The sequence below is a fragment of the Sulfitobacter sp. R86518 genome (genome assembly GCF_042466275.1).
GTDB lineage: Bacteria > Pseudomonadota > Alphaproteobacteria > Rhodobacterales > Rhodobacteraceae > Sulfitobacter > Sulfitobacter pontiacus.
In genome coordinates this window covers 1,282,389-1,304,813 of record NZ_JAXHCA010000005.1, presented here as the reverse complement: position 1 = coordinate 1,304,813, position 22,425 = coordinate 1,282,389, and the positions used below count along the sequence as shown (strand labels likewise).

Genomic DNA, 22,425 nt, shown 5'->3' with positions numbered 1-22,425 from the left:
GCGCGCCAAATCTTAAGGGACCGCAACCACGCCGTTGCGGTTGTCCCGCCAGATCACCGCGACAAGCACCGCCGAGGCGACCCCCGCGATCAGCGTCGTCGTCAGCCCCGGAAAGCTGAAGGCAAAGCCCGCGATCCCCAGCGGCAGACGCAACCAGGGCCGCACCATACCGACGCCCAGCAGATAGCCCTCAAGCCCGCCGGACAGCAGCGTGATGCCGATGATGATCGACGGCAGCACATAGATCAGCGGCGTCAGATCGCCCTGCAGCACCAGCGCAGGCTGGAACAGGAAGAACAGCGGCACAAAGTAGATCACCACCCCCAACCGCATCGCAGTGAAGGAGGTCAGCATCGGCTTGGCCCCCGCAATCGTCGCCGCCAGAAACGCCGCAGCCCCCACCGGAGGCGTGATCACCGACAGCATCGCGTAGTAGACGATGAAAAAGTGCACCGCGACCGTGTTCAACCCGCCGATTTCGATGATCGCGGGCGCCAGCGTCACCGCAAGGAAGATGTAGGCCACAATCGCAAGCCCCGCCATGCCCATGACAAAGCAGGCCAAAACCCCAAGCGCGATCACGAGATAGACGTTATCCCCGCCCAAAGCGACCAGCCCAGAGGTCATCGACCCTGTCACACCGGTGATGGTCAAGGCGCTGACCACAAAGGCAATCGGCAGGATGATCGCTGCGGTCTGTGTGACCAGCGTACCCACCTGACGCAGGGTTTCAAAGATGCGCGCAGGCGTCATCATGGTCTCGCGTTGCAGGAAGCTCAGCGCGATCATCAGCGCACTGGCGTACCACGGGGCGTAATACTCCCACCGCATATACAGCAGGCCCCAGACCAGAAAGATCATGACCAGCAAGAAGGGCCAGCCGCGCTTCATCACCTCGCGGGCCGAGGGCAGGTTTTCGGGTTTCATCCCCACCAGCCCCTTGCGCGCGGCATAGGCGTCGACTTGCAGGATCAGGCCAAAGTAGAACAACACCGACGGCAGGATCGCGGCCACCATCACGGTCGCGTAATCCACACCGATGGTGATCGCCATGACAAAGGCAATCGCCCCCATCACCGGCGGCATCACCACCCCGCCGGTCGAGGCGCAGGCCTCGATCGCGCCAGCGTAATGGGGCGGGTAGCCGACTTTTTTCATAGTCGGAATGGTGATCGACCCGGTGCCCGCGATGTTCGAGAAAATCGACCCCGACAGCGACCCGAAAAAGGCGCTGGCCACGATCGATACTTTCGCTGGACCGCCGCGGTACTTGCCAAAGCCCGCATTGGCCAGATCGATAAAGAACTGCCCCGCCCCCGTGGCGATCAGCACGCCCGCAAAGACCAGAAAGCCCAGCACGATCTCGGCCACGATCTTGGTGGTAATGCCCATCAACCCTTCGGTGCGGAAGACATGCGCCTCGATCATGCGTTCAAACGTATAAGGGATGCCCATCAGCAAACCGGGGAAGTAATCGGCCACCAGCGGGTAAAGCCCCAGCACCAGCACCACGAGCAAGAAGGGGATGCCCCCCGACCGGCGCGCGATTTCAAGCATCAGCAGCCAAAGCACGACGCCCGCGTAGAAATTGGTCCAGCCCGCCTGCACGATCTCCCATGCATACATGGAAAACCACATGCAGATGCCAAAGCCCACGGCGGCCGCCACGATGTCATAGATCGGCACATGGGTGTGCGATTTCACCGCTGGCAGCGCGATGAACGCCGCCGCAAGGAAGGTGCCGATGAAGACCCAGTAATACTGCCCCTCGATCAGACGCCGCCCGCCGATGGGAACGCCGAATACATAGGCCAGCCCCATCCCGAGGCCAAAGGTACACAGCAGCACAAAAGCGATGCTGGTGAACGAGAATAATCCCCCCAGTCGCGTCGTCTCGGACGAGGGTTCGACAGCCGTTTCAGCCGCCGGAGAGTGTTGTGTTGCTGACATGGATGATCCTGAAAATAAGGGCGCTGTGGCAGTGTCTTAGGAGGACGGAGCACGCTGTGCTCCGCCCTGTCTTTTGCCGTCGATGACGGTCCGGCGCGGCGTTACAGACGCGAGCGGAACGGCTCCAGCCCGTCGGTGTGCTTGGCCAGAATGTCGAGATACTCCTGGTTCTCGAAATTCATCTCGACGCCCTGCTCCATCGCCTCTTTCATGCCGGCGTTGCGTGCCGCGATCCACGCGTCCATCTTCTCGATGGCCTCGTTGTTCCAGGCATCGTCTTCTTCGGTCCACGCCCCGATTTCACGCAGGTATTTCACCGTGCCTTCGTGCACAGGGATCGGGTTTGCATCCAGGAAGTTGCGGAAATGCTCCAGCGACATGCGGGTCGCCAGCGCGTGCGATCCTTTGTAGTTGTCGTGGGATTCATTCATCCACTTCGCCATGTTATAGACGAAATCCTCTTCTGCGGTGACCGGCACGGCATAGACGAAGTTCGACGTCATGGACTCGACACCCTTGGCGGTGCTCACCCCCATAGAGATGGTCGAGGGGATCGTCATGGGGCGGTAGCTGAGGTAGCCGTCCCAACCTTCTGTGTTGGCGGGATCCATCGGCAGCCAGCGAATGCTGCCCGGCGCGCCTTCCATTTCGGACAGAACGGAAGAGATCGGCGAGCAATAGGCCACATCGGACTTCCCCTCGACAACCGAACGACAGTTTTCACCGTAGCTGGAGGCCGGGACGAATTCGATCTTTTCCTGTGCTTCTTCGGGCGTCATGCCGATAAAGGCAGGCAGGGCCTGGGTGATCGCAGAGACAATCGCGGGCGAGAACACGCCCGAGGTGACGCGCACGCCGCCTTTGCCGATGTCTTCAAGGCTTTGAAGCTCGGAATCGCCAGCCACAACAAAGCCCCAAGGGGTGTCGTTGTGGTGCCACAAGATCCGCTGCGGCATGGGTTTCGCCGAGGCGTAGCCGCCGACCCCTTCCGCTTGCAACGCCATTTCCGACGCGGAAACCGACGCGATCGCGATGTCTTCGCGGTCGGTCAAACGTTTGTAGCGCATGGGCTCGCTGTCTTCGGGAACGATCCGCACGGTGGTGCCGGTTTCTTTTTGCAACGCAGGCCCCCAACCGTTGGTCGAGGCAAAGCTGCCTGTCGACGTGCCCGGCGTGGCAATCACGAGCATGCGCGGCCACTCATACTCCTGCGCCATCGCGACGCCCGAAAGCGCCATGGATACCGCAAAGGACCCGACAGCGGCCTTGGCAAAACGTGTCATATTCTTCATGTGGTCTCTCTCCCTGTTGTACATCTTTGGATTGTTCGGGATCGCAGGATCACAGGCACCGCAAAAACTACGGATGCCCATGCGCAGGACGCAGATGTGATCTTTGCAGATGTCACGCAGCACCTCCCAATGCTTGTCGCGACGCGTCCGGAATGACCCGTAAAACGGGCCAGAAAACGCATCCTCCCGAGTGTCGGCCCCCTCCTCCCGAGGGTATCCGACTCAATCTGTCAATCAGCCTAGGGGCAAGATATTTCGATGCCAATACCGCAGAACAGAACTTGATACCGCAGCCGCGCGGGGTCTTTGCGCGATCACCCCTAGTTTGCTGATGCCAAAGGGTTAACGCCCCAGAATATGGGAAATGTGACGTTACGTTGCTTTGGGTTACGAGGCGTTGTTTCGGCTGACAAGCGTCAGGAGGGCTGTCCAAACCGCGCCCGTTTTGCCCAAAATATCGCCACCCTTGGTTGAATATTTTGCGGCTTGCACCGTTTGCCGAACTTGGCTACGCCTAAGGCAACGACGCTGCACGCCCCCACGGGGGCCGCAGTTCCAACATCTATCCGTCGGGGTGCCCTAGGGGGCTGAGAGGTGCGTGCACCGACCCGTCGAACCTGATCCGGGCAATACCGGCGTAGGGAACGGGTATCTTTGTGCAACGGCCTTGGGTCCACGCCACAAAGCTCATTCTTGCGTCTGCTTGCCCACCACCGAAAGGCGAGCATGTGACTAAGACGACCCCCATTTCCCTGACCATCGCCGGTTCCGACAGCGGCGGCGGTGCCGGTATTCAGGCCGATATCAAGGCGATGTCGGCCAATGGTGTCTATGCCGCCAGCGTGATCACCGCCGTGACCGCGCAGAACACGCGCAGCGTCAGCGCGGTACACGAGATCCCCGCCCCCATCGTCGCGGCCCAGATCGATGCGGTGCTGTCCGATCTTTCGGTGCAGTCGATCAAACTGGGCATGTTGTTTTCTCCGCAGATTATTCAGGCGGTGGCCGCTGCGCTCTCCGCGTTTCGGGGGGCCGTCGTGGTTGATCCGGTGATGATCGCAAAATCCGGCGATGCGCTGTTGCAAGAAGACGCCGTCGCAGCGTTGGTCGCGGATATCCTGCCGCGCGCCGATCTGCTGACCCCCAACCTGCCCGAAGCCGCCCGCCTGTTGAACCAGCCCGAGGCTGACAGCGCCGACCAGATGGTCACGCAGGCCCGCGCGTTGCTAAAGATGGGGCCGAAGGCGGTGCTGATGAAGGGCGGCCATAGCGCGGGCAATATCTGTAGCGACGCACTGGTCACCGCAGAGCGTGTCACATGGCTCAGCGCGCCGCGCATCGACACGCGCAATACCCACGGGACGGGATGCACCTACGCCGCGGCCATCGCTGCGGGGCTGGCCCACGGCAAACCCCTTGGCGCGGCGGTACAGGCCGCCCATGACTATCTGCACCGCGCCATCATCGCCGCGGATCAACTCGATATCGGCACGGGCCACGGGCCAGTGCATCACTTCCACGCGGTCTGGTCATGACGCAGGTCACCATCATCGGCGCGGGCGTCGCGGGGCTGTGTATCGCGCGTGTCTTGCTGGATCGCGGGATGCGCGTGCATCTGATCGACCGAGCCCGCCAGCCCGGTCCGCAAGGGTGTTCTTGGTGGGCTGGCGGCATGCTCGCCCCGTTTTGCGAAGGTGAAAGCGCCGAGGAACCGGTGATCCGGCTGGGCCAAAGGGCGGCGGATTGGTGGGACCAACACACCACATCGCTGCACCGACGCGGGTCACTTGTGATCTCTCCGGCGCGGGACAGCAGCGATCTGACCCGCTTTGCGCGCCGCACGACAAGCCACCAAACCCTGACGGGTGCAGAGATTGCGGCGCTTGAACCCGACCTTGGCGACCGCTTTGCCAAAGGGCTCTATTTCCAGACCGAGGCCCACCTGTCGCCCCGCATTGCGCTGGCAGAGCTGTGGCGCGGGCTGGTGGCCGATGGGGCCAGTTTCGAACAGGGCGAGGCCGCCCCCGAAGCGCTGGCGCAAGGCGGCCTCGTCGTTGATTGCCGCGGCTATCACGCGCGCGCCGATCTGCCTGAGTTGCGCGGCGTGAAAGGGGAAATGGCGCTGCTGTCCTGCCCCGATATCGCGATCACCCGCCCCATCCGCGTGCTGCACCCACGTGTGCCGATCTACCTCGTACCGCGCGGTGACGGGATTTACATGCTCGGGGCCACAATGGTCGAAGGCCGCGCCGGTGCCCATGCCAGCGTGCGGTCCGTGCTTGAACTGCTGAGCGCAGCCTACGCACTGTCCCCCGCCTTTGGCGAGGCCGAGATCCTAGAGATCGGCGTCGACAGCCGCCCCGCCTTCCCCGACAACCTGCCGCGCATCGAACGGCAGGGCAATCTGATCCGCGCCAACGGTCTGTATCGCCACGGTTTCCTGCTCGCCCCCGCGCTGGCGACCATGGTGGCTGACCTGATCCTTGAAGCCAAAACACCGGAGATTTTCCATGAAACTACAGCTTAACGGTGCCCCGCTCGACAATGAGGCGCCCACGCTTGCCGCCCTGCTAGAGTCCGAAGGATTTGGCGGCGCGAAAGTCGCTACCGCCGTCAATGGCAGCTTTATCCCCGCCAGCCTGCGGGCCAGCCACCACTTGTCCTCCGGCGACAGCATCGAAGTGCTCGCCCCCATGCAAGGAGGCTAAGATGCGCCCCTTTTACGGAGAAACCCTTGCCAATGGTCTGATGCTGGGCACCGCGCAATACCCCTCGCCCAAGGTGCTGTCAGAAGCCTTTGCGCGCAGCGGGGCGGCGGTGGCGACCGTATCGCTGCGGCGCGAAAGCGGACGGGATCGCGCCGGTCAGGACTTCTGGGAACTGATCCGCGCGCTTGACGTCCATGTGCTGCCCAACACCGCCGGATGTCACAGCGTCAAAGAGGCCGTCACCACCGCCCATATGGCCCGCGAGGTGTTCGACACACGCTGGATCAAGCTCGAGGTCATCGGCGAGGAGGACACGTTGCAGCCCGATGTCTTCGGTCTGGTCGAGGCCGCCCGCATCCTGAGCGAGGACGGGTTTCAGGTCTTTCCCTACACCACCGAAGACCTTGTGGTCGCGGATAGATTGCTGCGGGCGGGCTGCGAGGTGCTGATGCCCTGGGGCGCGCCCATCGGGTCGGGGATGGGGCTGAACAACCTTTTCGGGCTGCGCGCCATGCGGGCGCATTTTCCGGACGTGCCGCTGGTGATCGACGCGGGCATCGGCCTGCCCTCGCACGCCGCACAAGCGATGGAGCTGGGCTTTGACGCGGTGTTGCTGAACACCGCTGTCGCCAAAGCCGGTGACCCCGCCGCCATGGCCGAGGCCTTTGCCACCGCGATCCGCGCCGGACAGCTTGCCGCCGATGCGGACCCGATGCCGCCCCGCGATATGGCCGCGCCCTCTACCCCCCTGATCGGAAAGGCGTTTCTGGAATGACCCTTGACCGTTTCTACCCGATCTTCGACAGCGCCGCCTGGCTGGAACGGCTGGTGCCCCTTGGCATCAAACTGGTGCAACTGCGGATCAAGGATGCGCCCGACCCTGCCTTGCGGCGCGACATCCGGCAGGCCAAGGCGATCTGCGCCAAACACGACTGTACCCTCGTGATCAACGATCACTGGCGTATCGCGCTCGACGAGGGGTGTGATTTTATCCATCTGGGACAAGAGGATCTGGACAGCGCCGACCTCACCGCCATCCGCAATGCGGGTGCACGTTTGGGCATTAGTACCCACGACAAGGCCGAACTGACCCGCGCCCTGGACCTGCGGCCCGATTATATCGCCCTCGGCCCGATCTACCCGACGATCCTGAAGCAGATGAAGTGGCACGCGCAGGGGCTGGACCGTCTGCGCGACTGGCGTGAGCGGGTGGGGCAGACCCCGCTTGTGGCCATCGGTGGCATGTCGGTCGACCGCGCGGCGGGTGCTTTTGATGCCGGTGCCGATTGCGTCGCGGCGGTGACCGACATCACACTGAACCCCTCGCCCGAAGATCGCATCACCGCATGGCTGGGGGCAACTCGATGACCCGCTATGCCCGCCAGATGATCCTGCCGCAGGTCGGCCCATCGGGCCAAGAGGCGCTGGCGGCGGCACGGGTGGTGGTGGTCGGCGCGGGCGGGCTGGCGGCACCGGTACTGCCCCTGCTGGCGGGGGCCGGTGTGGGGCATATCACGCTGGTGGACGGTGATGACGTGGCCCTGTCAAACCTGCACCGCCAGACCCTGTTTACCGAGGCCGATATCGGCACGCCCAAGGTCACCGCTGCCGCCCGCGCCCTAACCGCGCGCAACAGCGCGTGCACCGTGGTGGCCCACCCCGTGACCCTTGGGCCGGATACCGTGGCAAAGCTGTGCCATGATGCGATGCTCGTGCTGGATTGCGCCGACAGCTTCGCAGCAAGCTATGTGCTATCGGATCACTGCCTGAACGCGGGTCTGCCCTTGATCAGCGCCTCGGCCCTTGGGTTTGGCGGCTATGTCGGCGGGTTCTGCGGCGGCGCGCCGTCGCTGCGGGCGGTCTTCCCCGATCTGCCGGACCGCGCGGCGAGCTGCGACACGGCGGGAGTGATGGGGCCGGTTGTCGCCACGATCGGTGCCGCACAAGCACAGATGGCGCTGGCTTGCCTGCTTGGACTGTCGCCGTCCCCTCTGGGGCAATTGATCAGCTTTGATCTTGCCTCCTATCGTTTTGGCGGCTTCCGCTTTGATACCGCGCCGGAGCCTGACCACGGTTTCGGATTTGTCGCGCCCTCGCAGATCCGCGCAAGCGATTGGGTCGTCGATCTGCGCGGGCCGGATGAGGCTCCCACAGCCGCGACACCCACAGCGCGGCGCATCACCCTGCCCGATTTCCTCCGCAACGCTCCCCGCCCGACACATCAGCCCCGCGCGGTGATCGCCTGCCGTTCGGGCCTGCGCGCGTGGCAGGCGGCGACCCATCTGGCCAGCTACTGGCATGGCCCCATTACCCTGCTCGCCATGGGCGAGCCTTCCCCGTTGAAAGGACAAACCGATGAAACTTCGTAACATTCTGGCCGCGCTGGCGCTGACCTCTGGCCCGGCGCTGGCGCAGGACGAAATGGTCTTGCTGCTGGACTGGTTCGTGAACCCCGACCACGGGCCGATCATCGTGGCGCAGGAAAAAGGATACTTCGCCGAACAGGACTTGAGCGTAGAGGTCATCGCACCCGCCGATCCTTCCGACCCGCCCAAGCTGGTCGCCGCAGGCAAGGCAGATCTTGCGATTTCCTATCAGCCGCAGTTGCACCTGCAAATCCACGAAGGTCTGCCCTTGCAACGGGTCGGCACGCTAGTGGCCACGCCGCTGAACTGCCTGCTGGCGCTGACCGATGGACCCATCGCTTCTCCTGCGGATCTGGCGGGCAAAAAGGTCGGATTCTCTGTCGGCGGTGTCGAAGAGGCCGTGCTTGGCGCGATCCTGACCCATCACGGGCTGTCGCTGGATGATGTGGAGCTGGTAAACGTCAACTGGTCGCTGTCACCGTCGTTGATGTCCGGTCAGGTGGATGCGGTCATCGGGGCCTTCCGCAATTTCGAGCTGAACCAGATGGATATCGAAGGCGTCGATGGCACCTGTTTCTACGTCGAGGAAGAGGGTCTGCCGCCGTATGACGAGTTGATCTACGTCGCCAACCGCGACACGATGGACAAGGACATGATCGCGCGGTTTCTGGCCGCGACCGAGAAAGCGACGCAATATATCGTGAACCACCCCGAAGAAAGCTGGGAGGTTTTCGCCGCCACCTCTGCCGATCTGCAGGACGAGCTGAATGCCCGCGCGTGGAAAGACACGCTGCCCCGTTTCGCCCTGCGCCCCACGGCGATGGATGCCGGACGCTACGCCACATTCGAGACGTTCTTGCATGACGCGGGTCTGATCCCCGACATCTCTCCTGTGTCGACCATCGCCATTGATGTGACCGCCCGATGAGCGCGCCGGACTATGGCCGCAGCTTCGCGATTTGGCGCGCTGCTGCGGCGGCGGATTGGCAAGACTATACCCACCATGCTTTTGTCGAAGGGTTGCGCGACGGCAGCTTGCCGCGCCGTTGCTTTGTGAACTATCTGATCCAAGATTATGTTTTCCTTGTGCATTTCTCTCGCGCTTGGTCGATGGCGGTGGTCAAATCGGAAACGATGGAAGAGATGAAGACCTGCGCCGCCACGGTGGATGCGCTGGTCAATCACGAGATGGCGCTGCATATCCGCACCTGTGCTGCGGCGGGTATCGACGAAGCGGCGCTTTTCACCGCGACGGAAGCCCCCGCCAACCTCGCCTATACGCGCTATGTGCTGGATGCCGGGATGCAGGGGGATTTCCTTGATCTGATGGCGGCGCTGCTGCCATGCGTCATGGGCTATGGGGAGATCGGGCAGCGCCTGGCCCAGACCCGCAGCGCCGACACGCCCTATGCCGAGTGGATCGAGACCTACGCCGACCCCGACTATCAGGCGCTGTCCCAGACGGTGGGCGCGATGGTCGACGCGGCGGTTGCGCGGCGGATCGGTGACCTTGAAACCGCCCCCCGTCGCGCGGCACTGCAGAACCGCTTTTCCACGGCCACACGGCTAGAGGTCGGCTTTTGGCAGATGGGGCTGGACCTGCCATGACCCCGCCGCCCGCGCTGCGTCTGGCGGGACAACACCGGATTGACGCGCGCCCCCTGTTTGACATGGATATGACCCTCGCCGCGGGGGCGTGGACCTGCTTGCTCGGCCCGTCGGGGGTGGGCAAATCCACGGTGTTGCGGCTGCTGCTGGGGCTTGAGACGGGCGGCGCATTTGACGGCACGATCACCGCCTCTGACGGGCAACCACTGGCGGGGCGGATCAGCTATATGGCGCAATCCGACCTGCTGTTACCCTGGCTTACGGTGATCGAAAACATCATGATCGGCGACCGGCTGCGGGGGACCACGCCTGACAGGGACCGTGCCTCCGCCATGCTTGCGCGGGTCGGTCTGCAGGATCATGCCCATAAGAAACCCGCCGCCTTGTCGGGCGGGATGCGGCAGCGGGCAGCGCTGGCGCGGACCTTGCTGGAGGATCGCACGGTGGTCTTTCTGGACGAGCCGTTCTCGGCGCTGGACGCGGGCACCCGCGCCGCGATGCAAGAGCTCGCGGCAGAGCTGTTGCACGGGCGGACCGTGCTGCTGGTCACCCATGATCCGGCCGAGGCGGCGCGGCTGGCCGACCACATCCTGATCCTCTCTGCCACGGGCGCGCAAAGCTGGCCCGTCCCCGCGCTTCCCGCGCCGCGCCCCGTCACCGCGCCCGAGGTTTGGGCCTGCCAAAGCGCGCTGCTGTCCCATCTGCGGGGGGTGCCTGCATGAGGCGATACGACATACTGCTTGCGATCCTGCTGGGGCTTGGTCTTTGGCAGGGCGCGGTGCTGCTGACCGACGCGCCGCACTATATCCTGCCCTCGCCGTGGCGCGTGGCGCAGGCGGCCTATCGCGCCCGTGAGACGCTGATCGAGAACGCATGGGTCACCACCGTCGAGGTGCTGCTGGGGCTGCTGATCGGCACCGCCTTGGGGGCTGTTACCGCGATCCATCTGGCGCTGTCCAAAACGGCAGAGCGTTTGCTGCTGCCGCTGCTGGTCTTTACCCAAGCCGTGCCGGTTTTCGCGCTGGCCCCGTTGCTGACGCTGTGGTTCGGCTATGGCATGGGGTCCAAGATCGTGATGGCGGTGTTGATCATCTATTTCCCAGTGACATCGGCCTTTCACGACGGGCTGACCCGCGTGCCTGATGGCTACCGCGATCTGGCGCAATCGATGGGGACGCGGCCGTTGCGGTTCATGCGCTACGTGCAAATCCCTCACGCGCTGCCAAGCCTTGCGACGGGGCTGCGGCTGGCGGCGGTCTATGCGCCGATCGGCGCGGTGATTGGCGAATGGGTCGGCGCGTCAAAGGGGCTGGGCTACCTGATGCTGCTGGCCAATGGCCGTGCCAAGATCGACCTGATGTTCGCCGCGTTGATCATGCTCGCCTGTTTGACAGTGCTGTTGCATCTCTCTGTCGGGCTGCTGGCGCAACGACTGACCCGCTATGCCGAAGGGCGCAGCGAAAGCGGGATCACGCGCAGCACCCGCGCGTGATCCATACGACTTGCTATTCCGCGTTCGGCCGCACCCGCGCGCCGCTTTTGTCAGCAAAGGCCGCAAGGCGCGCGCGTGCGTCAGGCTGCGTATTGACCACACCGGCGACCACAGCTTCGGCATAGGCGGCATCCATCGCCGACATGTTCTGCATATGGCTCACCGCGCTACAGATCGCAAAGTTCGACAGCGGCAGGTTCTGCGCCGCCTTGCGCGCCAGTTCCATCGCCTTGTCCATGCTGGACCCTTCGACGATATACTGCGCGAGGCCCAGATCGACGGCCTCTTGCCCCTGATAGACGCGCCCGGTCAGCATCATGTCGATCATCCGCGCCTTCCCGACCAGATCGGTCACACGGATCGTAGCCCCCCCGCCGGTGAACAGCCCGCGCTGGCCTTCGGGAAGCGCGAAATACGCGCTTTGGTCCATCACCCGCACATGGGCAGAGCTGGCAAGCTCTAGCCCGCCGCCGACAACGGCCCCTTGCAATGCAGCAATCACGGGCACGCCACCGTATTCCATCTTGTTGAACGCCTCGTGCCACCGCAAACAGACGTGCATGAAATCGGCAGGGCTGCGGTCTTCGTCATGGTGTTCGATCAGATCAAGCCCGGCACAAAAGTGATCCCCCGCGCCCGCCAGTACCACTGCACGCACACCAGCGCGCGGTGCGGCGGAAAAGAAGGTGACCAGCTCTTCGATCGTGTCGATGTCCAGGGCATTCCGTTTCGTGGGACGGTTCAGGGTCACCACCCAGACGCCATCGTCATGCGCCTTGATGTCCAGGTTACGGTAGCTGGTCGGATCAATCTGAACGGCCATATGAATTCCTCCTCCTATGGGGCCGGCAATTGTGGTCGGCCCCGGTGCCTTGCTGCTGCAAGGGCTTGCTGAATATATGCAAAAGGCTCTCCCACCTTTTACGTGACTGTGCCTTGAGTAGCGCGCCAAACACAGCCCGTCTATCGGTCATCCGCCGATTTCAGCGCGGTGACTTCCCCAAGGGTAACGGAACCGCAGGGATTCGCCCCGTCGCAATCTGCCGGAGGCGGCAAAACCGTTTGAAAACGCACTGTTACCGTGTGAATCGCCGCTGATTTGGGGCGTCGTCAGAAAAAAATCGAAAATAATCACCGGGGCGGCAAAAATGGGGTTGAACCCCGGCTGAACCTTGGGGTAGTAGAGCGCTACCGGGTCGTTAGCTCAGTTGGTAGAGCGCTTCGTTTACACCGAAGATGTCGGGAGTTCGAGCCTCTCACGACCCACCACTCCACCACCACAATTCAGTTCTACCAACGCAACCTGCGCCGACGGCGACGGGGTTTTATGCGTTTGATGTCAAGGGATTGCCTGCGCAGCCTGTGGCATCAACAAGGTGCAGCCCTTGATACGACAAAACCCCTCACCAAGGTGAAGGGCCGCTGCGGGCGTCGTAGCTTTGCGCCAGAGATCTTGAGCGATTTTCGCCCTCAGTCGTCGGGTTGATCAGCGGTATCGCCGCCGCCCTGCCCCTGTGTCACCTGCCGCACTTTGACGCGGATCATCTTGCCGTTTTTCAGCTCTTTCTCGTTGATCACTTTCAGCTTGCCGAACGGCAGCAAGTTCAGCTCGCGACTGTCCGACAGTGCTTCGCCCAATACGGCGAGCATGGCATCAACGACGGGTTTCGCATCGCGCTTCTTCACGCCCGACCTTTCGACCACTGTGTCGATCAGCTCTTTCTTGCGCATCACAGGGCCGAGGATCACAGGGCGCGGTGCTTCGACCACAGCGGGTGCTGCGGCGGTGTCGGGTGCGGCTGTTTTAGGCGTTGTGGTTTTCTTGGGCGTGGCCATTTGACGTCTCGTCCGTTGGGGAGGTTTCACCAAACCCTAGCGGGGCCACCGGGGGAAATCCAGCGGTGCTTGGGGCTGACGCAGTCCTGCGCGAAAATCGGGGACGTGCCCACGAAAAAGGCCGCCCCGAAGGGCGGCCTGATGTCGGTTTGATCGTTGCTTAATGCGCTGTCGCGCTATCCCCTGCAGCATTGCGACGGGCCAGCGCGGCGGCTGCGGCGGCATCTTCTGCCTCCTGATCCCATTCGATCGCTTCGGGCTCGCGGACCAGCGCATGTTTCAGCACCTCGGACACGTGTTTGACGGGAATGATGGTCAACCCTTCTTTCACGTTATCCGGGATATCCGGCAGGTCCTTTTCGTTCTCGGTCGGGATGAGAACCGTTGTGATCCCACCACGCAGCGCCGCCAACAGCTTTTCCTTCAAGCCGCCGATTGGCATCGCATTCCCGCGCAAGGACACCTCCCCCGTCATCGCGATATCGCGGCGCACGGGGATCTGGGTCAGCACCGACACGATCGATGTCACCATCGCCAGACCGGCAGAGGGGCCATCTTTCGGCGTCGCACCATCGGGCACGTGGACGTGGATATCCAGCGTGTCGAACTTGGGCGGCTTCACCCCGATCTTGGGGCTGATCGACCGCACATAGCTGCTGGCCGCGTCGATGGATTCCTTCATCACATCGCCGAGCTTACCGGTGGTTTTCATCCGACCTTTACCCGGCAGGCGCAGGGCTTCGATCTGCAACAATTCGCCCCCAACCGAAGTATAGGCCAATCCGGTCACGACGCCGATCTGATCCTCAAGCTCGGCCAAGCCGTAGCGGTGCTTTTTCACGCCGAGGAAATCCTCGATGTTGTCGCCCGTCACGGTGATCTCGTCGGCTTCCTTCTTGACGATCTTGGTCAGCGATTTCCGCGCAACCTTGGCGATCTCGCGCTCAAGGTTCCGCACGCCGGCCTCGCGGGTGTAGTAGCGGATCATGCTGGTCAACGCACTGTCTTCGATGGCAAATTCCTTTGCCTTCAAACCGTGGTTCTTGACCTGCTTGGCCACAAGGTGCTGTTTCGCGATCTCGCGCTTCTCATCCTCGGTATAGCCCGACAGGGGGATAATCTCCATCCGGTCAAGCAAAGGCCCGGGCATGTTGTAGCTGTTCGACGTGGTCAGGAACATGACATTCGACAGATCGTATTCCACTTCCAAGTAGTGGTCGACGAATGTGCCGTTCTGTTCCGGATCAAGCACCTCGAGCATGGCCGACGCAGGGTCGCCACGGAAATCCTGACCCATCTTGTCGATTTCGTCGAGCAAGATAAGCGGGTTCGTGGTTTTCGCCTTTTTCAGCGCCTGAATGATCTTGCCGGGCATGGAGCCGATGTAGGTCCGGCGGTGACCGCGGATCTCGGATTCGTCACGCACGCCACCCAGCGAGATGCGAATAAATTCGCGCCCCGTCGCCTTGGCAACAGACTTCCCAAGCGAGGTTTTACCCACACCGGGAGGGCCGACAAGGCACATGATCGGGCCTTTCAGCTTGCTGGAGCGTTGTTGCACCGCAAGATATTCGACGATGCGTTCTTTAACCTTTTCAAGGCCATAGTGATCATCATCCAGCACCTGCTGCGCCTTGGCGAGGTCTTTTTTGGTGCGCGATTTCACGCCCCACGGGATCGACAGGATCCAGTCGAGGTAGTTGCGCACCACGGTGGCCTCGGCAGACATCGGCGACATGTTCTTGAGCTTCTTCAGCTCGGCGTCGACCTTTTCCTTGGCCTCTTTGCTCAGCTTGGTGTCCGCGATGCGGGCTTCCAGTTCCGCGACTTCATTCTTGCCATCCTCACCATCGCCAAGCTCGTTCTGAATGGCCTTCATCTGCTCGTTCAGGTAGTACTCGCGCTGCGTCTTCTCCATCTGGGATTTGACGCGGGTCTTGATCTTTTTCTCGACCTGCAGAACGGACATTTCGCCCTGCATCAGCCCGTATACTTTCTCGAGCCGCTCGGAGACGGACAGGGTTTCAAGCAGGTCTTGTTTCTGCTCGACCTCGATGCCGAGGTGCCCCGCGACCAGATCGGCCAGACGTGCAGGCTCGGACGCTTCGGTCACCGCCGACAGCGCTTCTTCGGGGACGTTCTTCTTGACCTTGGAATAACGCTCAAACTCTTCGGCGACGGATTTCAACAGCGCCTGAGTGGTGGTCTCGTCACCGGGCTCTTCCGTCAGATATTCGGCAGAGGCTTCAAAGAAGCTATCGTTTTCGAGGTATTCCGTGATGCGCACCCGCGCCTGACCCTCGACCAAAACCTTTACGGTGCCGTCGGGCAGCTTCAGCAGTTGCAAGACATTCGCCAGGACGCCGGTGTTGAAAATACCATCGGAATCGGGGTCATCCACGCCGGGGTCAATCTGGCTCGACAGCAGGATCTGCTTGTCATCGGCCATGACTTCTTCGAGGGCGCGAACAGATTTATCGCGGCCCACGAAAAGCGGTACAATCATGTGGGGGAACACCACAATATCGCGCAAAGGCAATACCGGGTAGGACGCGTTCAGAGGCTCTAACATGCTCTTTTCCTTATACTGCAAGATGACACTGGCCCCTATCTTAGGCGACCGTTCGTTCATCTCCTGTTCTGAGTAGGATATCTGGGGACCCTACCCGCCTGTTTCAATCCCCATGATGCTGTGATCCGTTCGTATGCGGGCCATCTGGCGTGAGGGTCGCCCTAGAATGAACCGCCACCGGCGGACAGACAAGCGCGGATCGCATGATTATCCGCGAAAACCGCCAAGAACCATGGTTAACCGGCCCGAATGACAGAAAACGGGCCGGATATGTGCTTTTTCGCGTTTAACGAGCTTACTCTGCCGCGACCTCTTCGAGGAAGGGATAATCGGTATAGCCCTCTTCGCCACCGGCATAGAAGGTTTTCGTATCCCCCTCGTTCAGCGGTGCGTTAAGTTCGAGCCGTTTTGCCAGATCGGGGTTGGCGATATAGGGCCGGCCAAAGGCCACCAGATCAGCCTTGCCGCTGGCCACGGCATCGATCGCCATGTCGCGGTCATAAAGGTTATTTGCCATGTAGACGCCGTTGAACAGCGACCGCAGCTTGCCAAGATCTTCGCCGCTGTCCAGATCGCGCGACTGGCCGGTCGAGCCTTCGACCATGTGCAGATAGGCCAGATTGTATTTGTTCAGCGCATCCACGACGTAGGTGAACGTCTCTTGCGGGTCATTATCCGCGATGCCGTTCGCAGGCGAGAAAGGCGACAGGCGCAGGCCGACGTGATCGCCATCCCATGCGTTTACAACACCGTCCAGCACTTCGAACAGCAGCCGCGCGCGGTTCTCGACCGACCCGCCATAGGCGTCTTCGCGTTTGTTGCTTGAGGTCTTGAGGAATTGGTCCAGCAGATAGCCGTTCGCCCCGTGGACCTCGACCCCGTCAAAGCCTGCCTTGCGCGCCATCTTGGTTGCGTGGACATAATCGGCGACAATGCGCGGCATCTCGTCCAACTCCAACGCGCGCGGTTCAGATGTCGGGGTCATACCGTCTTTGGTAAAGGTCTTCACCTCTGCCGCGATGGCCGAGGGGGCGACGGGCTTTTGTCCGTCAGGCTGGATGTCCACATGGCTGATCCGGCCCACGTGCCACAGCTGGATCACGATCTTGCCGCCCTTGGCGTGCACCGCGTCCGTCACCTTTTTCCAGGCAGCAACCTGCCCTTCGGTGTAGATGCCGGGGGTCTTGATGTAGCCTTTGCCTTCGGCGCTAATCTGGGACGCTTCGGTGATGATGATCCCGGCACCGGCGCGCTGTGCGTAGTATTCGACGTGCATGTCGCCGACTTCGCCACTGTCGTCATTGGCGCGGCTGCGGGTCAGCGGGGCCATCACAATGCGGTTCGCGGCCTCGATGCCACCGACCTTCAGGGGGGTGAATAATGCCTCGGTCATGGAAAACTCCTTTGCGGTGTTGTTTCTTGTCTACAGCACCTAACCTTCCGCCCCGTCATCGCAAGGACGGGGCGGAAGGTTTATTCCATTCACGCGAGGGTTTTTCTAAAGCGGCTCGATGTCGCCTTGGGCACGCTGGCTATGAAAGTCAGCCTGCCAGGCGTCAAATGTCCCCGCCGCAATCGCGTCGCGCATACCCGCCATGATTTCCTGGAAATAATGCAGGTTATGCCATGTCAGCAGCATCCCCGAGATCATTTCCTGACTACGGAACACATGATGCAGATAGGCCCGACTGTAGTTTGAACACGCCGGGCATGTGCAGGCTTCGTCCAGCGGACGCGGGTCATCGGCGTGGCGTGCGTTCTTGATGTTCACAACGCCGTGACGCGTGAACACCTGCCCCGTCCGGCCAGAGCGTGATGGCAAAACGCAGTCCATCATATCGATCCCGCGGGCCACGGCCCCGACGATATCATCCGGCTTGCCCACCCCCATCAGATAGCGCGGCCGATCCACGGGCAGCATATCGGTGGCGAAGTCGAGACAGCCGAACATCGCCTCTTGCCCCTCGCCCACGGCAAGGCCGCCGACAGCGTAGCCGTCAAAGCCCACGTCGATCAGCGCCTTGGCACTTTCCTCGCGGAAGTCACGTTCCAGCCCGCCCTGCTGGATACCAAAGAGAGCATGACCCGGACGGTCGCCAAAGGCTTCGCGGCTGCGCTTGGCCCACCGCATCGACATCCGCATCGACTCCGCGATCCGCGCGCGATCCGCAGGCAGCGCGGGACATTCGTCAAAGCACATGACGATATCGGAGCCGAGCAGCTTTTGAATCTCCATCGACCGTTCGGGGGTCAATTCGTGTTTCGACCCGTCCACATGGCTTTTGAAGGTCACGCCCTTTTCCGTCAGCTTGCGCAGCCCCGACAGGCTCATCACCTGAAACCCGCCGGAATCGGTGAGGATCGGCTTGTCCCAGTTCATGAACTTGTGCAGCCCGCCCAAACGGTCGATCCGTTCGGCAGTGGGGCGCAGCATCAGGTGATAGGTATTGCCCAGCAGGATGTCCGCACCGGTCGCGGCGACGCTTTCGGGCATCATCGCCTTGACCGTGGCAGCCGTGCCCACAGGCATGAAGGCCGGCGTGCGAATATCGCCCCGCGGGGTAGAGATGACACCGGTACGCGCCGCACCATCGCGGGCCTGAAGATCGAACGAGAATTTTTTCATGACTGCGGCTATAAGATGTCCCCCGCATAGGCGCAATCGCGCAGTTTAGCCGCGCGTTCCACAAGGCTGTCATGGAAGCACCGTAAATCTGCGCTATGTCCAGCCAGGACCGCCGGGGCGCTGCCCCGGACCCCGGGATTTATGCCATTTGGAAGCCCGTGTCGTGACTTGAGTAGACGCAGGCGACCTGCTAGGCGGCGGGATGATTTAGCTGTGCCGGAGTGCGTGACATGCAAGAATTGACGTTTGGCTGGGAAGAATGGGTCGCCCTTCCCGAATTGGGGCTTCCCGCGATCAAGGCAAAGATCGACACCGGCGCGCGCACATCGGCGCTGCATGCCCATGACATCGAAGTCTTCGGCCCCGCCTCCAAGCCCAAGGTCCGGTTCAACGTGCATCCTGTGGCCGGCAACGAAGACATCACCATCACCTGCTCCGCGCCCATTATTGACCGGCGCGAGGTCACCTCGTCGAATGGCGAGGCAGAGCTGCGCTATGTCATCTCGACCAAGATGGATGTCGCAGGGCAAAGCTGGCCCATTGACGTGACCCTGACCAACCGTGCGGGCATGACCAGCCGCATGTTGCTGGGCCGTCAGGCGCTGACAGATCACATCACCATCTCGCCCACCGAGAAACGGTTGCAACCGGATCTGAGCTATGACGTCTACCATACCGCCGCTGTGCGCCACCGCGCGCCCAAACGCGCGTTGCGTGTTGCCGTGCTGAGCCGTGAAGCCAGCAACTATTCCACCTCGCGTCTGGTCGAAGTCGGCGAGGCCCGTGGCCATACTGTCGAAGTGATCGATACCACCCGTTGCTATATGGCGATCAACGCCATGGCTCCCGAAGTGCATTACGATGGCAAACGTCTGCCGCGCTATGACGCGGTGATCCCGCGGATCGGTGCCTCGGTCACGCCCTATGGCTGCGCGGTGATCCGGCAGTTCGAAACCATCGGGACCTACTGCGTCAACGGCTCTGCCGGTATCTTGTCGAGCCGCGACAAGCTGCATGCGCATCAGGTCTTGGCGTCGAAGAAAATCGGCATGCCGACCACCGCTTTTGCTGCTTCGCCCAAGGACACGTCGAACCTCATGGCGCTGGTGGGCACCGCGCCGCTGATCGTGAAACTGCTGGAATCCACCCAAGGCAAAGGTGTGGTGCTGGCCGAGACTAAGAAGGCGGCGGAATCCGTGATTGATGCCTTCCGCGGGCTCAAGGCGAACTTTCTTGTTCAAGATTTCGTCAAGGAAGCCGCGGGCGAGGATCTGCGCTGTCTTGTGGTGGATGGCAAGGTCGTGGCTGCGATGAAGCGCACCGGCGCGGATGGCGATTTCCGCTCCAACCTGCACCGTGGCGGCACCGCTCAGGTCGTGCGCATCACCAAGGTTGAACGCGATACCGCCCTGCGTGCGGCACGGGCCTTTGGTCTGGGCACTGCCGGTGTGGATCTGCTGCGGTCGGACAGCGGGCCAAAGGTGCTTGAGGTCAACAGCTCTCCCGGGTTCGAAGGGATCGAGAAAGCCACCGGCAAGGATATCGTCGGCATGGTCTATGATATGATCGAAGCGCGGGTAAAGCCGCAGCCGGTACGCAAGCGCAAAGCTTAAGTTCCGCATTGGATCGCGGGTCCGCCCTCTGGACGGTGCCCGCTGCAATCCCTATATAAACGATAAGAAAAAGGAGCGAGGCCCTGATGACTGACAGCACACAACCTCTTGAAGGCACCCCTTCTGATTGCGCCCTCGTCAACGGATCATCCGCTGTACGAGCAGATCACCGAAGCCTGCCGCACTGTCTATGACCCTGAGATTCCAGTGAATATCTATGAGCTGGGGTTGATCTACACGATCGACATCAACGCGGAAAACGAGGTCAACATCAAGATGTCCCTCACCGCGCCCGGCTGCCCCGTCGCAGGCGAGATGCCCGGCTGGGTCGCCGATGCGGTCGAACCCCTGCCCGGCGTGAAAACCGTCGACGTGGAACTGGTCTGGGAGCCACCATGGGGCATGGATATGATGTCTGACGAAGCCCGTCTTGAACTGGGCTTCATGTAACCGATAGGCTGAAACCGGGGCGCATTTCACGTCCCGGTTGATTTTACATGAGTTTCACGCAATGGTCGCATCATTGTAACATAGGGTAGCCACACCGCTGCCAGATGATTTTATTTGGAGCGATCATGCGACTAACTACTGCCCTTACAGCTTTGGCTTTGGCCCCCACCGCGCTGCTGGCCGACGCCCACAGCACCCCCGTCCCTGTCGAATACGGTGCCCGTCCTGCCTATCTGGTGGACAAGCTTCCCGATGGTGACCTCAAGGACAAGCTGGCGTCTTGCATGGGCCAGACCGCGTCCAAATCCGATTTCTCCATCGGGCACCGCGGCGCGCCGCTGATGTTCCCCGAGCATACCGTTCAGTCCAACGTTGCCGCCGCCCGCCAGGGTGCAGGCATTCTGGAATGCGACGTGACCTTTACCGCCGATCACGAACTGGTCTGCCGTCACGCGCAGAACGATCTGCACACCACCACCAATATCCTGGTCTCCGATCTGGCCGAGAAATGCACCACCGGCTTCACCGCGGCTGCGGGCGAAGAAGGTGCCAGCGCGGAATGCCGCACCTCGGACATCACCTTGGCAGAGTTCCGCACCCTGACGCCCAAGATGGACAGCGCCGACGCCACCGCCACCACCGCCGAAGACTATCAGGGCGGCGTGGCCAGCTTCCGCACCCAGCTGTACAGCGACGGTGCCGATCTGATGACCCACGCGGAATTGATCGAGCTGTTCAAATCCCTCGGCGCGAAATTCACCCCCGAGCTCAAGTCCCCTTCGGTCGAGATGCCCCATGACGGCTTCAGCCAGGAAGACTATGCGCAGAAGATGATCGACGAATACAAAGCCGCGGGCATCCCTGCCTCGGACGTTTGGGCGCAGTCGTTCAACCTGGATGACGTGCTTTACTGGATCAAGGCAGAGCCCGAGTTCGGCAAACAGGCCGTCTATCTCGTGGAATGGAGCGAAGGGTTCGACGAACAGGACCCCAGCACCTGGACACAGGATTTCGCCCAGTTGAAAGAGCAAGGCGTGCAGTACCTGGCCCCATCGCTGAACATGCTGCTGACCAACAAAGACGGCGCTCTGGCCGCCTCTGACTATGCCAAGAAAGCCAGCGAAGCCGGTTTGAACCTGATCGCCTGGACGCTCGAACGCTCCGGTCCGCTGTCCACGGGCGGTGGCTGGTATTTCCAATCCGTTGGCGACATCATCACCGACGACAGCGACTATCTGGTCGCGCTGGACGTGCTGGCACAGGACGCTGGCGTCAAGGGGGTCTTCTCTGACTGGCCCGCGACCGTCACCTACTATGCCAACTGCATGGGTCTGTAACCTACGGCGTTTGATCCGGCGCAATCGCGCGTGACGACATGGGCCGTCCCTTCGGGGGCGGCCTTTTGCTATTGTGCATCCCCCCGCTTGAGAAACCCCGCCAAAGCCCTTATCTTGTCGGTAACAGGAGTATTCAGCATGTTCGCAATCCCAGGCAAGCAAGCCGTCACCATCACCCCCAAAGCCGCCAATCAGATCACCAAGCTGATGACGTCCGCCGGCCACGCCGGTCTGCGCATCGGCATCAAGAAGGGTGGCTGCGCCGGCATGGAATATACGATGGAGTATGTGAACGAGGCCGACGCCAATGACGAGGTCGTCGAACAGGACGGCGCGCGCGTGATGATTGCGCCGATGGCGCAGATGTTCCTTTTCGGCACCGAGATCGATTATGAAACCTCGCTGCTGGAATCCGGCTTCAAGTTCCGCAATCCCAATGTGACCGAAGCCTGCGGCTGCGGCGAATCCATCAAATTCGGCTAACGGTATCGCGCCGCGCTGGCGGGGCGTGATCGCAGCTTGCCGTTGCCCTGTCGGGGTGGCGCTGGTATCCCTTTGAAAAACCACGTGAAGGA

20 protein-coding genes, 1 tRNA gene, 1 pseudogene and 1 riboswitch are annotated in these 22,425 nt (G+C 61.8%); of the genes and pseudogenes, 15 read left to right on the top strand and 7 right to left on the bottom strand.

Annotated elements, in window-relative coordinates:
• Positions 1–12 precede the first annotated feature (12 nt).
• Together SJY36_RS07275 and SJY36_RS07270 are read right to left on the bottom strand one after the other, a co-directional pair.
• Positions 13–1,950, bottom strand: coding sequence for a TRAP transporter permease (locus SJY36_RS07275; RefSeq protein ID WP_386173921.1), 1,938 nt, complete (start codon positions 1,948–1,950; stop codon positions 13–15).
• A 101-nt stretch (positions 1,951–2,051) separates the two neighbouring features.
• Complete coding sequence (locus tag SJY36_RS07270) at positions 2,052–3,242, bottom strand: TAXI family TRAP transporter solute-binding subunit (protein ID WP_386173919.1); 1,191 nt, start codon at positions 3,240–3,242, stop codon at positions 2,052–2,054.
• 560 nt (positions 3,243–3,802) lie between these two features.
• Positions 3,803–3,903, top strand: a riboswitch (TPP riboswitch).
• Between the two features lie 67 nt (positions 3,904–3,970).
• Between SJY36_RS07270 and thiD the strand changes: the two genes are divergently transcribed.
• Genes thiD through SJY36_RS07220 form a run of 10 tightly spaced genes read left to right on the top strand, consistent with a single transcriptional unit; the run spans position 3,971 to position 11,416 of the window.
• The gene (gene thiD, locus SJY36_RS07265) at positions 3,971–4,777 is read left to right on the top strand and encodes a bifunctional hydroxymethylpyrimidine kinase/phosphomethylpyrimidine kinase (protein ID WP_386173917.1); all 807 of its coding nucleotides are present in this window, start codon (positions 3,971–3,973) and stop codon (positions 4,775–4,777) included.
• Positions 4,774–5,769, top strand: a complete 996-nt coding sequence (locus SJY36_RS07260) for an FAD-dependent oxidoreductase (RefSeq protein WP_386173915.1) — start codon at positions 4,774–4,776, stop codon at positions 5,767–5,769. Before thiD ends, SJY36_RS07260 begins: the two co-directional genes overlap by 4 nt.
• Positions 5,753–5,950, top strand: coding sequence for a sulfur carrier protein ThiS (gene thiS / locus SJY36_RS07255; protein WP_386173913.1), 198 nt, complete (start codon positions 5,753–5,755; stop codon positions 5,948–5,950). The genes SJY36_RS07260 and thiS overlap by 17 nt, the downstream gene beginning before the upstream one ends.
• A 1-nt stretch (position 5,951) precedes the next feature.
• A complete protein-coding gene (locus SJY36_RS07250) occupies positions 5,952–6,725 on the top strand; it encodes a thiazole synthase (protein WP_340241058.1) in 774 nt (257 codons plus the stop codon).
• The gene (locus tag SJY36_RS07245) at positions 6,722–7,318 is read left to right on the top strand and encodes a thiamine phosphate synthase (protein ID WP_386173910.1); all 597 of its coding nucleotides are present in this window, start codon (positions 6,722–6,724) and stop codon (positions 7,316–7,318) included. The genes SJY36_RS07250 and SJY36_RS07245 overlap by 4 nt, the downstream gene beginning before the upstream one ends.
• The gene (locus SJY36_RS07240) at positions 7,297–8,319 is read left to right on the top strand and encodes a ThiF family adenylyltransferase (RefSeq protein ID WP_386173908.1); all 1,023 of its coding nucleotides are present in this window, start codon (positions 7,297–7,299) and stop codon (positions 8,317–8,319) included. The genes SJY36_RS07245 and SJY36_RS07240 overlap by 22 nt, the downstream gene beginning before the upstream one ends.
• Positions 8,306–9,244 (top strand): ABC transporter substrate-binding protein, encoded by a 939-nt coding sequence (locus tag SJY36_RS07235; protein ID WP_005853063.1) that lies wholly within the window; start codon positions 8,306–8,308, stop codon positions 9,242–9,244. The genes SJY36_RS07240 and SJY36_RS07235 overlap by 14 nt, the downstream gene beginning before the upstream one ends.
• The gene (gene tenA, locus SJY36_RS07230) at positions 9,241–9,924 is read left to right on the top strand and encodes a thiaminase II (RefSeq protein ID WP_386173906.1); all 684 of its coding nucleotides are present in this window, start codon (positions 9,241–9,243) and stop codon (positions 9,922–9,924) included. Before SJY36_RS07235 ends, tenA begins: the two co-directional genes overlap by 4 nt.
• Complete coding sequence (locus tag SJY36_RS07225; protein ID WP_386173904.1) at positions 9,921–10,646, top strand: ABC transporter ATP-binding protein; 726 nt, start codon at positions 9,921–9,923, stop codon at positions 10,644–10,646. Before tenA ends, SJY36_RS07225 begins: the two co-directional genes overlap by 4 nt.
• Positions 10,643–11,416 (top strand): ABC transporter permease, encoded by a 774-nt coding sequence (locus tag SJY36_RS07220; RefSeq protein WP_386173902.1) that lies wholly within the window; start codon positions 10,643–10,645, stop codon positions 11,414–11,416. The genes SJY36_RS07225 and SJY36_RS07220 overlap by 4 nt, the downstream gene beginning before the upstream one ends.
• Positions 11,417–11,429: 13 nt before the next feature.
• Here SJY36_RS07220 and SJY36_RS07215 read toward each other — a convergent pair whose 3' ends face one another.
• Positions 11,430–12,239, bottom strand: coding sequence for a crotonase/enoyl-CoA hydratase family protein (locus tag SJY36_RS07215; protein ID WP_009826810.1), 810 nt, complete (start codon positions 12,237–12,239; stop codon positions 11,430–11,432).
• Between the two features lie 370 nt (positions 12,240–12,609).
• Between SJY36_RS07215 and SJY36_RS07210 the strand changes: the two genes are divergently transcribed.
• Positions 12,610–12,685: transfer RNA gene (locus SJY36_RS07210), tRNA-Val, on the top strand.
• A 201-nt stretch (positions 12,686–12,886) separates the two neighbouring features.
• On the opposite strand, the gene SJY36_RS07205 is transcribed toward SJY36_RS07210, so the two are convergent.
• The 4 genes from SJY36_RS07205 to tgt form a co-directional block, all read right to left on the bottom strand.
• A complete protein-coding gene (locus SJY36_RS07205) occupies positions 12,887–13,252 on the bottom strand; it encodes an HU family DNA-binding protein (protein ID WP_386173899.1) in 366 nt (121 codons plus the stop codon).
• A 160-nt stretch (positions 13,253–13,412) separates the two neighbouring features.
• Entirely contained in the window at positions 13,413–15,824 is a 2,412-nt protein-coding gene (gene lon, locus SJY36_RS07200) for an endopeptidase La (protein ID WP_005853049.1), read from the bottom strand.
• 295 nt (positions 15,825–16,119) lie between these two features.
• Positions 16,120–17,217 (bottom strand): alkene reductase, encoded by a 1,098-nt coding sequence (locus tag SJY36_RS07195; RefSeq protein ID WP_386173897.1) that lies wholly within the window; start codon positions 17,215–17,217, stop codon positions 16,120–16,122.
• Positions 17,218–17,322: 105 nt separating this feature from the next.
• A complete protein-coding gene (tgt, locus tag SJY36_RS07190; protein ID WP_386173895.1) occupies positions 17,323–18,450 on the bottom strand; it encodes a tRNA guanosine(34) transglycosylase Tgt in 1,128 nt (375 codons plus the stop codon).
• Between the two features lie 230 nt (positions 18,451–18,680).
• On the opposite strand from tgt, the gene rimK reads away from it, so the two are divergent.
• The 4 genes and pseudogenes from rimK to SJY36_RS07170 all read left to right on the top strand — a co-directional run bounded on the left by rimK (position 18,681) and on the right by SJY36_RS07170 (position 22,333).
• A complete protein-coding gene (gene rimK, locus SJY36_RS07185; RefSeq protein ID WP_005853045.1) occupies positions 18,681–20,063 on the top strand; it encodes a 30S ribosomal protein S6--L-glutamate ligase in 1,383 nt (460 codons plus the stop codon).
• Between the two features lie 86 nt (positions 20,064–20,149).
• Positions 20,150–20,513, top strand: a pseudogene (locus SJY36_RS07180) (SUF system Fe-S cluster assembly protein).
• Positions 20,514–20,638: 125 nt separating this feature from the next.
• On the top strand, positions 20,639–21,850 hold the full coding sequence (locus SJY36_RS07175) for a glycerophosphodiester phosphodiesterase family protein (RefSeq protein ID WP_386173893.1): 1,212 nt from the start codon (positions 20,639–20,641) through the stop codon (positions 21,848–21,850).
• Between the two features lie 138 nt (positions 21,851–21,988).
• Positions 21,989–22,333, top strand: a complete 345-nt coding sequence (locus SJY36_RS07170) for an iron-sulfur cluster assembly accessory protein (protein ID WP_005853040.1) — start codon at positions 21,989–21,991, stop codon at positions 22,331–22,333.
• Positions 22,334–22,425: the final 92 nt, after the last annotated feature.